This window comes from Alteribacter keqinensis, assembly GCF_003710255.1.
GTDB lineage: Bacteria > Bacillota > Bacilli > Bacillales > Salisediminibacteriaceae > Alteribacter > Alteribacter keqinensis.
On record NZ_RHIB01000001.1, the window covers coordinates 1,801,688 to 1,816,380 of the forward strand.

Genomic DNA, 14,693 nt, shown 5'->3' on the forward strand with positions numbered 1-14,693 from the left:
TTCGAATGGTACCAGTTGGAGGGCAACATTATGATTTTTCTTAATGTCGATAAAACAAAGAATACCAAATATATTTATCAACAGATCTATCAAGCATTAAAAAAGGCGATAACGGCAAATGAGCTGGCAGAAAATCATAAGCTTCCTTCAAAAAGAACGTTAGCCGTTCAGTTACAAGTGAGTGTTAACTCCGTATCCACGGCCTATGAGCAGCTCCTTGCCGAAGGTTACATCTACACAATTGAAAGAAAAGGCTACTATGTAGAAAAATTGAATACCTTCATACACACTCAAAGACCGGAAGAATTTCCTGATAATCTTAGAGAGACCCCCGTGCATAAAGACGGCTGGCTTTCCTTTTCTCACATGACATCAGACGTTTCCATGTTTCCTTTTAAAGAATGGGTCAAGTGCCAGAATAAAGCCATCAGAAACCACAAGCATGAGTTCTCTGAAATTATGAACCTTCAGGGACCCTATCTTGTAAGAGAAACCATTGCAAGGATGATCGCATTAACGCGCGGTGTGGTCTGTGAACCGGAACAAATTGTGATCGGGGGAGGAACACAAGCATTAATACGTCAATTCATGACCCTGCAGGATAAAAATACAAAGGTAGCCATTGAGAATCCCGGTTATTCCAGGATTCATGAATTACTGACAAGCATGAAATTTGATGTAGCTTCGATCTCATTAGACAAAAAAGGTATTGACATAAATGAAATCCATGATGCAAATCCGAATATCCTTTTCATTACCCCATCCCATCAGTTTCCCACTGGTAAAATCATGCCGATTTCAAGGCGGATTGAACTGTTAAACTGGGCTGCCTCAGCCAATGACCGTTATATAGTAGAGGACGATTATGACAGTGAATTTAAATATGGGACAGACAATATCCCTTCCTTACAAAGTCTTGACCGGAACCAGCGGGTGATATATGCCGGAACATTTTCGAAGACGCTTTTACCCAGTCTGAGGATCAGTTATATCGTCCTCCCCCCAAAACTGTTGAAAGCTTATCGGAAGTACTTTGCAAACTGGATTCAGGAGAGTAATACCTTCAGTCTTTATACACTCCACTACTTTATTAAGGACGGCAATTATGACAGACATATTAAACGCATGACTCACCACTACGAGTTAAAAAGAAAAGACCTGATTAATAAGCTGAAAGACATTTTTGGCAAAGAGATTGTCATTGAAGACATACCTGCAGGGCTGCATTTTCTTGCGCACTTTAGAACACATCGGAAGTATGAGGAAATTCACGAAAGGGCAAAAAAGGAAAAACTTGAAGTTTACTCTATTAAGAGATTCACATTAAAACAACTGGAAAATCACAACCATAACAACACCATCAGCCTCGTATTAGGTTTTGCTACAATACCCCCCCAAGACATCTCCGAAGCTGTGGAAAGATTGTTCAGGGTAATCAATTGAATCGCCTCCAAAACAAACAAACTGTCCCGATAAAGTATCCGGAACAGTTTGTTTGATATTATTCCTTTTTCACACGGTAATGCAGCTCCGCAAAATCATCAAACCGCCTCGTACCCATAAGCTCCAGGTCCAGCTCGTACTCCCCTTCATTAAACAACGGAATGCCATTCCCAATGAGCGTCGGTGCCACTGCAATGATCATCTCATCGACCACCTTTTCTTTTATAAGAGGCAAAAGCAGCTCTCCCCCACCGACAATCCAGATGTCCTTTCCCTCCTGCTTTTTAAGCTGTTCTGTAAAAGAAACCGGATCTTCGTTTGCAAAGATTACATCGCCTTTTTCCCCGGTGAGGCTGGCCGAGAAAATATAGTTTTCTTTCCCTTTGTAAGGATAATCTCCGCTCATTTTATTCTTGATCCACTCGTACGTTTTGCGGCCCATGATGACCGTATCAATCGTGTCATAAAACGCTTCATAGCCGTTGTCGCCATCTCCTTCATGCTTAAACAGCCACTCCAGGGATTCGTCTTTTGTTGCAATATATCCATCCAAACTCATGGCAATAAACATCATGACTTTTCTTTTCGGTGTCATTATCATTCCTCCTAAATCGTGACTCCCTCATCATACAAGCATATTCCTGACGCCTTTTGCCCCCGCCTTAATCACTCATCAAGATTGATCACACGCCAGTCATTTTCATCAAGCATTCTCGCAATACCGGTCCGGAGCCTGAAGTCACGGACATCATTAAGGATGGAGATTTCCTCTCCTCCACTTTTAAACGTATAAAGGGAGCGCTGATGCTGATTGCCTACTGTCTCTCTTGTCACTTCTTCAATGTCTTCAAATGCAAAACTTGTTACAGAAAGTGAGAATGGCTTACTTTCATGAATGCCAAAATCATCAATATATGCATAGTGGGAAATACCGAATACAAAAAGGGGAAACGTGCAGACTGCAGCCAGGATGTGGGGAATAATCAATTTGTTTCTTTTACCCCGACGGTCAGCAACAGACATAGATATAGCAAGAGTAAAGCACAGTACAGCAGAAATCAGCATCCCTCCGCCAAACAACAGATAGGCTTCCCGCGGACGAACCAGAACCCAATAGGTCTGCTCATAAAAAAACAGGTCCTGTAAATACATTACTGCAACCACAGGGATAAACAACACTCCAATTAAAAGTAAAATACCCTTTGTAATTAACACTGGCATTAAGTGATCCGTATCCATCCAACGATTTATCATGTAAAAGCCCCCTCGAACAACTATTACTAAGGTATACGAGGGTAGAAACCAAAAAGTTCCATTCGGTTTTGGCAATTGGAGATTTCATGAATTTTCACGTTGAAAATCCGTTTCATCAAAACGGCATCATTCTAAGTTTGTTACTCCCCCTCTTTCCTTTCCATTAGCAGTGTTGCTTCGTCTATCCTCCCTTTTGCTACGATAGTATCTCCAGCCTTAACCACTCCCCATTCCAACATGTCATCAATTTTAGGTAAGCTTCTTCTCGTAATATGGCTTTTACTTTTCTTCATTAGTGCGAGACTTCTTTTAGACATCAGATTCACATAGTAATCTGTACTCACGTTTAAGGGCAATACTTTTTCAACATGAAGAAAAACATCCTCTTTAAGCAGAAAAGGGATGAGTTTATAACAGCTGATATCTACATTATTACTGTTTAACCAGGCAACGGCAGACAACGTTTGTTCGTCGAAGTCTGAAGCAACAAGGATAATTCTCTGCTTCTCGTTAAACTGATTAACGACATTGTTATTGGCCAAGAATTCGTTAATCTTACGTAAACCTAATTCAGAAGCTGTTAGATCATTATCTGTAAATTCATGACGGTATCTTTCAATATACGGCCCATAAATTGTTGTAACAAGATCTTCAACGGTTTTCACAGTAGCATAGCTTGCTGCGTACCTGATTACCTGAAATTCAAAAGCTCTCTTCTGCGAACCATGTCCATACGATCTCTCTTAATCTCAATCAGCACAATATTTCCTTCACTATCGATTGCTGTCAGATCACTGATGCCGTTCTTTTCATTTCTGATCTGCTTGCCAACGATCAACATTGATTCTTCAACATCTCTCTTTCAAATCGATCTCCTGGAACGTACTTTCATCGACTTTATCCACCTGTGTTCCTTTTAATTTATACATCTCTTTCCCTCCTGACTCCTTTACAGGAACTATTCGTTTAAAAATAGATATATCCTTTTTAAAGACAAAACCCCGCCAAAAATGACGAGGTCTCTACTTAGATTTTTCAGTCACAGCAAAAACGGTACTACCGTATACAAAACCGCTGTAATCGCCGCGGCGATGAGAGCCGGCTTCAATTTAAATTTGGCATAATCAATGACGGTGAGACCGAGAATTTTTGCAATCGTATTCGTGTCATCACTGAGCGGTGAGGAAAATGCACCGAATGATCCGCTTGCAAACACGGCACCGATCACTAACGGGAGGTTCACGTCTGCTGCGAAGGACATGGATACGCCCAGAGGCATTAAAATCCCCCATGCTCCCCAGGCAGACCCGATAAAGTATGAGATTGCTGCCCCGAACAAAAACATAAGCGGCGTCAAAAACATGTGAGGAATCCAGCCGATGTTTGCCGTCACAAACCCTGAAAAACCAAGGTCATCTGTTACAGAAGATAACCCCCACACGACGGACAAAAGCACGATGACCGCCATTAACTCGTTCCCGCCCAATATGAAACTGTCGATCAGATCGGACAGCTTAAACCGCTGAAACAAAAAGAAAGCCATGCTGATGAAAATCGTAATAAGAAGTGCTACGACCATGGCCTGCAAAACATCTGCCTCGATAAATGCCTGAAAGAAGTTCACTCCTTCTCCCCTGCCGTCCCACCACGTTAAAAACAGCGTCAGGCCGATCACCAGAATGATCGGAATAATCAAGTTTAAAGGCTTGTTTGGCAGTTCCAGAGATACAGACGGGTGACAATTGTGCCAGTCCTCCTCCGGCTTCTCTTCCTCTTCAATCTGTGTCGGTCCTCCTGTTTTGGAGTGGTGAAAAAAGCTTAGATAAATCCCGAGCAGGATCATTACGATGGCAAAAAAGTTAAATGGAATGCTTCTGATAAACAAGTCGTACGGATCGAGAGCACTTCCTTCATTCTGCACAGAAATTTGTATCACCGACACCATGTAGCCGACAAAAGCTGTGGCCACCGGGATAAGGACAATCACGGGTGTTGCCGTGGTCTCGATCACAAACCCCAGTTCTTTCGTGGACATCTTCACCTTTTTCAACAGGGCCTTCATAATTGGCGCGATCGTGACAAACCGAAATGTAGGTGCGCTGAACGTTCCGATCGTAGATACATATGTCAAAATCAAAGCCTGTCTCTTATTCGTAATTTTCTCCGACGCCATTTCCACGAACCCTTTTATCCCCCCGCTCGTCTTAACCAGACCTACAAGTCCGGAAAAAGCATACAAAAAAACGATAATCTTAATGTTATTTTCATCAATCAGGGCCTCAACCACGTAGCTGAGCATCGCCTGCATGCCCCCGAGAATCGTCGGCTCCACCAGGTAAGAACCAACTAGAAGACCGACAATCAGTCCCGGCAGCACCTGCCTGGTGTAAATCGCTACAGGAATAACCAATAAGAACGGAACAATCGACAACCAGCCAGCTTCCAAAGTACACCCCACCCATCCGGAAAAGTCTTCCTTAGGTTGTGATGTTAGAGTGAAAATATGTAATGGAAGTTGAGAGAAGGCTTATAAGAGCGGGCAAAAATTGTCGTAAATTGAATAATTCTCTTTAAATCATTCAAAGTTCTGCATAAATGCCTCCGAAGTCTGCATAATCAGACCGAAGTTCTCCATAAAAGACTCGAAAGTCTGCATAAACACACCAAAGTTCTCCATAACAACCCTTCGGCGACAACCAGAGCTTACAGCTCATCCGTCACCCACCCAAAATAAAGATCAACCTCATCGATTGCTGCCGGCCCTGAGATAGAGTCCTTTTCGGCTATTACGGGGAAAAGATCCAAAAAGGCTTCGTAATCCTTATACCCTTTGCCTGTCTCACTGAATGAGTGAACAAGCATAAGAGCATGCTTTGCCCCAATCCGCTTAGCTTCGATGACTGCAGAGGCTGTCCGGTGAAGAAGCTGATACCGTTTATCTGCTACATCCATCCCCTCCAGACCTAACGTTTCCAGCAAAAACTTCAGCCGCTCCTTTTTCCCGTCACCCGGATCAGCCCCGTACCACGAGCTGACCACCGGCCCAAAGGGTTCATCCACTTTCCCTTCTACCATGATTGTGATGAGCTCATCTTTTGCTTTAGCTAAAACATAAAGATCGTTTTGCCAACCGGTCGCTCCACCTCGAAGTGGCACTTTGTATTCTGGGAATCCATACAAAAACGTTACTTCTTTAAATAGCGGCTCACCACTTCTCTTAAATGCTTCCTCTATTCTCATTGGAAAGCCCCGAGCCGACTCCCAGCTCTCAGCCAGCTCCATGGCTGATCGTCCTTTTACCCATTGCTTCTTTTTATCTGCAAGGCGGCTGCTCCAGCTTTCCGTCTCCCCGGCAGGATTAAAAAATGTACTCATTATCTCAGCCCCTTTACTTTCTATAGATAAACTTCAACAAATACCTAAGAATCCCTTTTTGTTACAAGAAAAGACATTCAGCCGTTTTGACACTGGAAAATGGAGGTATTAAAAATGTAATTGTTTAAAAATTTGATCATTTTTCACATAAGCGCTTTCAAAGTGTTTATCATTGAAAACGTTCAAACATTGTCGATTCATCTAGAAAGGAGAGCCTTAAAATGGGTAGAAGACAAATCATCGGTCTCATCCTTGGACCGCTTTTATTTACAATTCTATTTTTTATACCGGGTATTACAGGACTTGAAGATGCCCCGAGGGCTGTACTCGCAGTCACAGCCTGGGTAGCAACGTGGTGGGTTACAGAAGCCATGCCGATTCCTGCTACGTCACTTTTGCCAATCTTTCTTCTGCCAATCACGGGCGGTGCGGAAGAAAGCACCGCAACGATGGCGTATACCGACCCAATCGTGTTTATGTATTTTGGAGGATTCACAATCGCTCTTGCCATTGAAAAATGGAACCTTCATAAACGCATTGCCATGACAATCATCTCCATGGTCGGTACGAACAGCCGGAGGATTATTCTCGGGGTGGCGCTTGCAACGGCACTGCTGTCCATGTGGATTTCCAACGCTGCCACAGCCCTTATGATGCTTCCGATTGCCCTTGCATTAATAACGGATATAAAGGAAAAAGACTTCTTTGATGAAAAATCATTACATAAGTTTGCAAAAGGACTTTTGTTAACGGTTGCCTACGCGGCGTCCATTGGTGGGCTAGCCACGCTCATCGGCTCGGTTCCAAACGCCGTATTTGCCGGCGTGAGTTCACAAATCCTCGGGGAAACAATCACATTCACAGACTGGTTCCTGTTTGGTTTCCCGATTACCGTCATTTTACTGACCGTCCTGTTCTTTTACATCACCCGTGTTCAGTTTAAAGTGAAACAAAGCGGCAACATCTCAGATGACTTTGCAAAAAATCAGCTTAAAGAACTCGGTCCGATGAGTTTTGAGGAAAAAGCAGTTCTGACGATCTTTGTAATGACGGGTACACTCTGGATATCGAGTGGCTTTCTACCGGAGAACATCCGCCTCTCTGATACCACAATTTCCATGATCGGAGCAACTTCCATGTTCCTTCTTCCGAGTAAACAGGCTAAAGGCGGTTTAATGAAGTGGGACGATATGAAAAACCTGCCTTGGGGGCTTTTACTTCTCTTCGGTGGCGGACTCTCACTCGCCGCGGCATTTGAAGAATCAAACCTAACTGAATGGTTTGGTGATTTACTCGAAGGGCTGCAGGTTCTGCCGTTTATTTTAATCCTGATCGTATTGGCTGCGGTTGTCCTGTTTATGACTGAAATCATGTCCAACACAGCTGTATCCAATATGTTGATTCCAATCAGTATCGGTTTAGCTCTTGGAATTGGCGTTGAACCATATGGAATAATGGCTATTGTGGCACTGTCTTCGTCCTGTGCCTTCATGCTGCCAATTTCCACACCGCCAAACGCCGCAGTCTTCAGCTCCGACTACATCACCATCGACGACATGGTTAAGGTCGGCTTCTGGATGAACATTATCTCCATCATCGTTATCGTAACGTTTGTTTACTTCTGGCAGCCGGTAGTGCTGAGTCCATAATGGTGCCTGTCACCACCCGGATTTTGTCGAATCCATAGGACTTTTTAATAAAAGAGGCTGTCCCAAAAACTGGTTTTGGCGACAGCCTCTTTTATTGTATTTCTCTTTATCAAGGAAGTTCATTTTCAGGTCTTTAACTATCAACCTGTTTACAAATCGGACAGTCATTGGAATATTGTGGTTTCCTATTTTCATATCAGGGAAAACCGCTAATAGTGCAGCCAGGTAAAGCAAGATAGGAAAATACTAAAATACTTAAATTTTATCAGATTTCAGACCGAATAAGCATTCGTGACAGCGGAATAACATCTTATGGAGCGCTGGTTACTCCAGGGCAACCTCCCCACTCACATACTACCAATACTTTCGACTCTATTTTAATGTGACAGGCTAGATTATTGAATTCCCCTTTGACATCGCTTTCATTGCGTGCTTAAATGGTAACCACAAGTTAACGACTGCTGAGACACGGAGACCAGTGAATGCAATTTTTATTAAAGGGGGCAATCCTTTAGTAGATTGTTTTTTGCTGGTCTTTTTTGCGTTTTTTGTTTTTCACTTTCTCAGGAGTTCTAATTACTTAAAAGGAGTGGTGTTTGCCATGAGTCCATTTTTAGGTGAAGTGCTGGGAACGATGATTTTAATCATCCTGGGGAGCGGGGTTGTGGCAGGTGTAGTTTTAAAAGGAACGAAAGCAGAAGGTTCAGGCTGGATTGTCATTACTGTGGCATGGGGTCTCGCTGTAGCAGTTGCTATTTATGCTGTAGGAAACATCAGTGATGCCCATATTAACCCGGCCGTCACCATCGGGTTTGCCTTGGTCGGTGACTTCCCTTGGAGCAGTGTACCAGCCTATATAGCCGCTCAAATGATAGGGGCTTTTATCGGAGCTGCTCTCGTTTTTTTTCAGTATTTTCCCCATTTCAAAAAAACAAAGGATCAAGGAGCCAAACTCGGGGTTTTTGCCACAGGACCCTCCATCCCGCACACACCGTCTAATTTCTTCAGTGAAGTGCTGGGAACATTTATGCTGGTGTTTGGATTACTGGCCATTGGAGCAAACGAGTTTACCGAAGGGTTAAATCCGATTATCGTGGGTACGCTCATCATGGTTATCGGTCTGTCCCTGGGGGGAACAACCGGCTATGCAATTAACCCGGCTAGAGATCTGGGACCGCGTCTTGCCCACTTCTTCCTGCCAATTCCCAATAAGGGACCTTCAGACTGGGCGTATTCCTGGATTCCAATAGCGGGCCCCATTATTGGAGGTGGTTTAGGAGCACTTATTTACAGCGCCCTGTTTAGCGGTCTTGTCTATCCGGCATTATGGATCTTTATCGGACTGTTTATTGCCGTACAAGCATTAACCATCGTCTTGGAAAAACGTAAAAACATCAGCGGCAAATACGAAGAAGAAGTTGTTCACAGAAAAAATACGCAATTAAAAAGAGGAGGATAAAATCATGGAGAAAAAATACATTCTATCACTGGATCAGGGAACGACGAGTTCAAGGGCTGTTTTGTTTAACAAAGAAGGTGAAGTCGTTGCCATCGATCAGCAGGAGTTCAAGCAATATTTCCCCAAGCCGGGCTGGGTTGAACATAACGCAAATGAAATCTGGAGTTCAATCCTTGCCGTTATCGCCGGAGTACTTACGAAAACGGACGTTTCCCCAAAAGAAATCGCAGGAATCGGAATTACCAACCAGCGGGAAACCACCGTCGTCTGGGAAAAAGAAACAGGAAGACCGGTTTACAATGCCCTCGTCTGGCAGTCCAGACAGACAGACGATATTTGCAAAACCCTTAAAGAACAAGGACTAAATGATACGTTCAGAGAGAAAACCGGTCTGTTAATTGATGCTTACTTCTCAGGAACGAAAGTGAAATGGATCCTCGATAACGTAGAGGGCGCAAGAGAAAAAGCAAACAACGGAGAGCTTTTATTTGGAACAATTGATACATGGCTGATATGGAAGCTCTCAGGCGGTAAAGCCCACGTCACGGATTATTCCAATGCTTCCCGTACACTCATGTACAATATCTACGACCTTTCCTGGGATGACGAACTGCTTGAGATTCTTGATGTTCCGAAGTCAATGCTGCCTGAAGTAAGACCTTCCTCAGAAGTGTATGCTCATACGGTGGACTATCATTTCTTCGGAGAATCCGTTCCGATTGCCGGAGCTGCGGGAGATCAGCAGTCAGCGTTGTTCGGACAAGCGTGCTATGAAAAAGGAATGGCCAAAAACACCTACGGTACAGGTTGTTTCATGTTAATGAACACAGGAGAAAAAGCAGTAAAATCCGAGCACGGTCTTTTAACCACATTAGCATGGGGAATCGACGGAAAAGTGGAATATGCTCTTGAAGGAAGCATTTTTGTAGCGGGGTCAGCGATCCAGTGGTTACGCGATGGTCTGAGAATGCTGAAGAAAGCATCAGACAGTGAAGAATACGCGAAAAGGGTTTCCTCAACTGACGGGGTTTACGTGGTTCCTGCCTTTGTCGGACTTGGAACACCATACTGGGATTCAGACGTACGGGGAGCCATCTTCGGCCTCACGAGGGGAACGGAGAAAGAGCACCTCGTCCGCGCAACTCTCGAATCTCTCGCATACCAGACAAAAGATGTTCTTCAAGCAATGGAAGCAGACTCCGGCATCGAGCTGAAATCTCTCCGTGTTGACGGTGGTGCCGTGGCAAACAATTTCCTCATGCAGTTCCAAAGCGATATCCTGGGGTCGGAAGTAGAAAGACCACTGATTCAGGAAACTACCGCTCTCGGATCTGCCTACCTTGCAGGACTTGCAGTAGGATTCTGGGAAGATAAAGCCGAGATCGGAAAGCAGTGGAGTGTAGACAGAACGTTCGTCCACGCGATCTCTGAAGAAGAACGAACCAGGCTTTACGACGGATGGAAAAAAGCGGTGGAAGCGACGACGGTGTTCAAGCCCTAGCGGTGCCTGTCACCACCCGGATTTTGTCGAAACCGCAGGACTTTTCTCCATTTCTTCCATACCCCAGACAAGGAAACAGAAGAAAGCAATAAAAAAACGCGCATCGGTTTCGATGCGCGTTTCTCGGGTCAAAAAACAGCGTTCGTCTTAGGATAACGCTGCTCTGTTCAACTCTTCCGCCCACTTTTTCAGCCACCTCTGCTCCTCACCCGGAGTCATGGCGATGGCCCCTATCTTGAATTGCCGGTGGTAGTCTTCTGTAAATAGTTTGGACTCCTCTTGTCCATTCTGCCACGGCGTCATGATATACACTTCCTTCACGGCAGGCTCCCCTGTTTCCTTTGATAAGATGCCATCCCGGTACTTGTGCATTTCACCTAAGGCATGGTTAAGGTTGGAAGGAACACGGTACTTTGGGTCAAAAACAATGAGCTCCTCTTCCCCCTCTAACACAATGTCCGGAATCATTCTATGGGTGTAGGTGAAAAATTCCGGCGAATTGGATTGATAGACACGCTGGAAGTAAAGCTTCCGGTTGTTTTTTAACAATACAAGACTTTCCCTGTTCGCATGTAAATTCAGAAAAATACCGTCACTCTTAAATGTAAATAAAGAGGACGTATTATCCAGGAGTCCCTCCCGGCGCAACACCTTGATCACCTGGAAATAGCACCACATCTCGTATAAATCAAAGGTGTCTTTTAATGAAATCGGGCTTTCTAAACCAATTTTGAAATTTCCATGACGGAAAAGCCGCTCAAACCATTGATGTGTCATCCGGTATACCGGGTTCTTTCGGATCACCTGGGTAATGACCCTGCTACCTTTGAGCTGACTGACCTCTTTCAAAAAACTGTGGTGAAGCCAGTACCTGACTCTGGCAAGGTAATGCCCTGCTTTTGTGACTACATCTCGATAGTCAGATTTAGAATAACGGGTGAGGATTCTCTCAAAATCCATCAGAAGTGTTTTTAAGTATTGATTTTCATAAACGTCCGTCGTTTCCCTCCGGTTCAGGGATCTTAGCTGTTCCGGGACAGTTTTAGTCCCTTTTCCAAAACGCTGCTCGATCCATCGTTCCGTACTTGGAGAAACCTCTTTTACCTTTTCTCTTTTTACGAATTCCGTCCTGCTGTTTAAAATCCGGTACGGCCTTGATGTCACTTTTCCCATCAACTGCGTTAAGCTTTTAAAAGATGCCTGAATGTACTGCCACTGTGGCCATGAAAGCTCCCGGTTAAAGCCTGATGAATCAAGTCCCCGTGTTGATCCCGAGTATTGAAAACAGACTGCTGCTTCTTCCAATACATCCGAGAGCATGTGATCATACTGGGTTTCCGTCATTTTCCGGGCATCCGGATAAAGATAAGTCTTATACACTTCCCCGTCGATGAAAAGACCGATTTCACCACTTTGAAATGGAGTGACGAAGCTCCCTTTTATCCCTTGTTCTGTTCTCTGATAAGAAAGAGGGATCGTTCCAAGTCGGATGTCTATTGCATCCTGCCTTTCAAGATGCCACTCATAGTCCGTTGCTTCAGTCAGATAACACTCTTCAGCCGGCTGCCAGCTCTCCCCCGCCATTCGAATCATCACATCAGCGCCAATATTGAGTGGCTCCATAGCGGTCAAGCTCCTTTTGCATTCGGTTCAGCTCATGCAGCGATCGTGCCTCTGCTCCGATTTTTTCACTAATCAGCTGTTTCATTTCTTCAAACAACGGGGCTATGCGCTCATCCCCGCGAATCTTCGGCAGCACCTTTTCCCTGATCACAACATCCAATGCTTCATGGCGTTCCATCTGATACTCCATTTCGAGCTCCAGGTTCCGCATGAGCTTTCGGACCATTTCATTCATTGACCGGTAGCCGAAGTGAAGGTCATAGGGTAAAAGGAGCTGATGGACTTCTTTAAGAATAGCAAACTCTTTGGAAAGCTTGTCCCGGGTCGAGCTCGTAACTGTCTCCCAGAACGGGTCAAAGTCAACATCCGATAACGTCATCACGTAAGCCCGGTCCAGCACTTTATCCGAAATTGAATGAGTCGTCTCGTCCACATTCACGGTCCCGATTACATATACGTTCGGAGGGATTGTGATCGTCTGAGGCACCTCTTTTATATCATCGCGATCATGGAGCGGCACTGCCTCTTGAGATTCCACCGCACTTAGGTAATCACTCAGGTAATACTCCACCCGGGCCAGGTTCATTTCATCCAGCAAAATAAAGTGAGGCTTGTCCCGCTCGGTTCTGGCCTTTAACACCATCCGCAAAAACTCCGGAACGACATACCGCTTGTCAAAAGAGCTGTAATAACCAAACAACGCCGTCGAATCCATCCAGTCCGGACGAACAGGAATCACCGACAAATAAGGATTGTTGTCTTCAAAGTCAAGCCCGTAAACCGCATTGGCATACAGCTTTGCCAGTTGGGTTTTTCCCGTCCCCGAGATCCCGTTCAGCAAAACAAAATGCTTATCATCAAGTGCCGTTAAATTGAGATGAAAATCTCGAATAATCGGCAGGTCAAACGTCAGCTTCGATGATTTCACAATCTCGTAGATGGATGTGAAATCGAAGTTGCTTTCTAAAGCATCTTCTATTTCCTCTTCATCCTCTACCTCTTCATCAACTACTTTTACCTTTTGTGTTCCATCAGGAAGAACCAACCTCTCACTAACATGGGCAAAGATTAATGCAGCTTTTATTAGTCTTGCTTTAACTTTATCAGTGTCCTCTACAAAATCTTCATGATCATTATCATAGATTCCGGGTGAATATTTAGATTCTGAAATTTCAAACCCCATACCTTTAAGATGATTTAGCGAATCTTTCAAGAGTTGTTGATTATCAAGATTACGTTTAGCAAACACCTTTGAAATCCACCATCTGATTTTGCCTTCACCTAACAACTCACGTACTTTAGCAAAAATATGAGTATGCCCATCAATATGAATGGCTAAACGATGGGTTGGAGCATCTTTTTCGGAAAATTCCAAATATCTTATAAGCCCTTTTACAACCAATTGGTCTTGGTCATAAAGATTAAAGGTTTGCTTTTTCCCCTCATTTTTATATTTTTCAATCTCCCCGTATTCCAGGCGATAAGGCAAACCTAGCAATGATATTTCTTTTGGACTATTTTCATTCAAAAACAATTGATAAATTTTATTTGCCAGATATGACTCTTCACAGTCTTCTGTTAAGTAAGAATAAAGAGGAGCCAGTTCATCTAAAATCCTCTTGAGATCTATTAATAATCTACCTTCATCCAAATTCCCTTGAAGATCCCGAAAAATACCAAAGTAAATAAAAGGTTTCCTCAAAGTCTTTGTATAATTCCGTACATTTTCTGGTAGTTCTCTTACCTTTTTTATTCCTTTTTTGTTAGAAACTTCTTTAAAGTAAAGCGAAATTGTATCAGGTAGTTTAGATGTTAATTCTTCAATCTTTTTACTAGCAAGTGCTGCCCACATAGGATAAAACCGCGTTTCTGCATAAGCACTCCAAGTCTGGTCTACTCCATTAAACTCTAAAGTTATCAAATTGATTTTATCATCATGAACAACTTTGTTTAATTTTATATAATATCGCTTTCCAATCTCGGTGTCTTTCTTTGATTCCGCATAGTTCGGATTTTTTGAATTGTGGTACGTAGTCCTCAGTGTAGCCCCATAGCTCTTAATTTCAAGAAATGCATCTTCTTCTATTTCTACTTTTTCCTTTAAGTTCTTAAACAGCTCTTGCATCTTTGGCTCTGCGTATTCTAAAACCTCTCGGCACCTCTCCGTAGTGTTATCTATCTCAAACAATTGCTGAAGTCGATCTAAATTCATCTGCATTCCTACTTTCGGTTTTTCTCCTGCTAAAAACTACCTTTCGACAAAAAGAGTCATACTCCTTCTTGAACCTCCCTGCGTATGTAAAACATCAGGAAATATATACATTGCACTTATGTAGAGGGCTGACATTTGAGTGCTAAATAATGTCAAGTGATTACTCGTTTTACTATC

At 43.6% G+C, this 14,693-nt stretch carries 12 protein-coding genes; 4 read left to right on the top strand and 8 right to left on the bottom strand.

Going from position 1 to position 14,693, the window contains the following annotated elements:
* Positions 1 to 30 precede the first annotated feature (30 nt).
* Positions 31 to 1,443 (top strand): MocR-like transcriptional regulator GabR, encoded by a 1,413-nt coding sequence (gene gabR / locus EBO34_RS08840; protein WP_122897531.1) that lies wholly within the window; start codon positions 31 to 33, stop codon positions 1,441 to 1,443.
* A 58-nt stretch (positions 1,444 to 1,501) separates the two neighbouring features.
* Here the strand turns inward: gabR and EBO34_RS08845 are convergent, their stop codons facing one another.
* From EBO34_RS08845 to EBO34_RS08865, 6 genes are all read right to left on the bottom strand, one after another.
* On the bottom strand, positions 1,502 to 2,038 hold the full coding sequence (locus tag EBO34_RS08845) for a dihydrofolate reductase family protein (protein ID WP_122897532.1): 537 nt from the start codon (positions 2,036 to 2,038) through the stop codon (positions 1,502 to 1,504).
* Positions 2,039 to 2,109: 71 nt separating this feature from the next.
* Positions 2,110 to 2,697 (bottom strand): hypothetical protein, encoded by a 588-nt coding sequence (locus tag EBO34_RS08850; protein ID WP_122897533.1) that lies wholly within the window; start codon positions 2,695 to 2,697, stop codon positions 2,110 to 2,112.
* 140 nt (positions 2,698 to 2,837) lie between these two features.
* Positions 2,838 to 3,362: a hypothetical protein gene (locus EBO34_RS08855; protein ID WP_122897534.1), complete on the bottom strand. Its 525-nt coding sequence runs from the start codon at positions 3,360 to 3,362 to the stop codon at positions 2,838 to 2,840.
* Positions 3,363 to 3,388: 26 nt separating this feature from the next.
* Positions 3,389 to 3,535: a hypothetical protein gene (locus EBO34_RS20645; RefSeq protein ID WP_183163777.1), complete on the bottom strand. Its 147-nt coding sequence runs from the start codon at positions 3,533 to 3,535 to the stop codon at positions 3,389 to 3,391.
* A gap of 201 nt (positions 3,536 to 3,736) precedes the next feature.
* Positions 3,737 to 5,143, bottom strand: coding sequence for a Na+/H+ antiporter NhaC family protein (locus EBO34_RS08860; RefSeq protein ID WP_122897535.1), 1,407 nt, complete (start codon positions 5,141 to 5,143; stop codon positions 3,737 to 3,739).
* A 257-nt stretch (positions 5,144 to 5,400) separates the two neighbouring features.
* Entirely contained in the window at positions 5,401 to 6,072 is a 672-nt protein-coding gene (locus EBO34_RS08865; protein ID WP_122897536.1) for a DUF6946 family protein, read from the bottom strand.
* A gap of 221 nt (positions 6,073 to 6,293) precedes the next feature.
* Between EBO34_RS08865 and EBO34_RS08870 the strand changes: the two genes are divergently transcribed.
* The 3 genes from EBO34_RS08870 (at position 6,294) to glpK (ending at position 10,681) form a co-directional block, all read left to right on the top strand.
* Entirely contained in the window at positions 6,294 to 7,721 is a 1,428-nt protein-coding gene (locus EBO34_RS08870; protein WP_122897537.1) for an SLC13 family permease, read from the top strand.
* Between the two features lie 601 nt (positions 7,722 to 8,322).
* On the top strand, positions 8,323 to 9,180 hold the full coding sequence (locus EBO34_RS08875; RefSeq protein WP_122898642.1) for an MIP/aquaporin family protein: 858 nt from the start codon (positions 8,323 to 8,325) through the stop codon (positions 9,178 to 9,180).
* Positions 9,181 to 9,184: 4 nt separating this feature from the next.
* Positions 9,185 to 10,681 (top strand): glycerol kinase GlpK, encoded by a 1,497-nt coding sequence (glpK, locus tag EBO34_RS08880; protein ID WP_122897538.1) that lies wholly within the window; start codon positions 9,185 to 9,187, stop codon positions 10,679 to 10,681.
* 147 nt (positions 10,682 to 10,828) lie between these two features.
* Here glpK and EBO34_RS08885 read toward each other — a convergent pair whose 3' ends face one another.
* Both EBO34_RS08885 and EBO34_RS08890 read right to left on the bottom strand, forming a co-directional pair.
* Positions 10,829 to 12,304 carry a DUF2357 domain-containing protein gene (locus EBO34_RS08885; RefSeq protein WP_122897539.1) on the bottom strand — a complete coding sequence of 492 codons (1,476 nt, stop codon included), beginning with the start codon at positions 12,302 to 12,304 and terminating at the stop codon, positions 10,829 to 10,831.
* Positions 12,279 to 14,522: an McrB family protein gene (locus EBO34_RS08890; protein ID WP_122897540.1), complete on the bottom strand. Its 2,244-nt coding sequence runs from the start codon at positions 14,520 to 14,522 to the stop codon at positions 12,279 to 12,281. Before EBO34_RS08890 ends, EBO34_RS08885 begins: the two co-directional genes overlap by 26 nt.
* Positions 14,523 to 14,693: the final 171 nt, after the last annotated feature.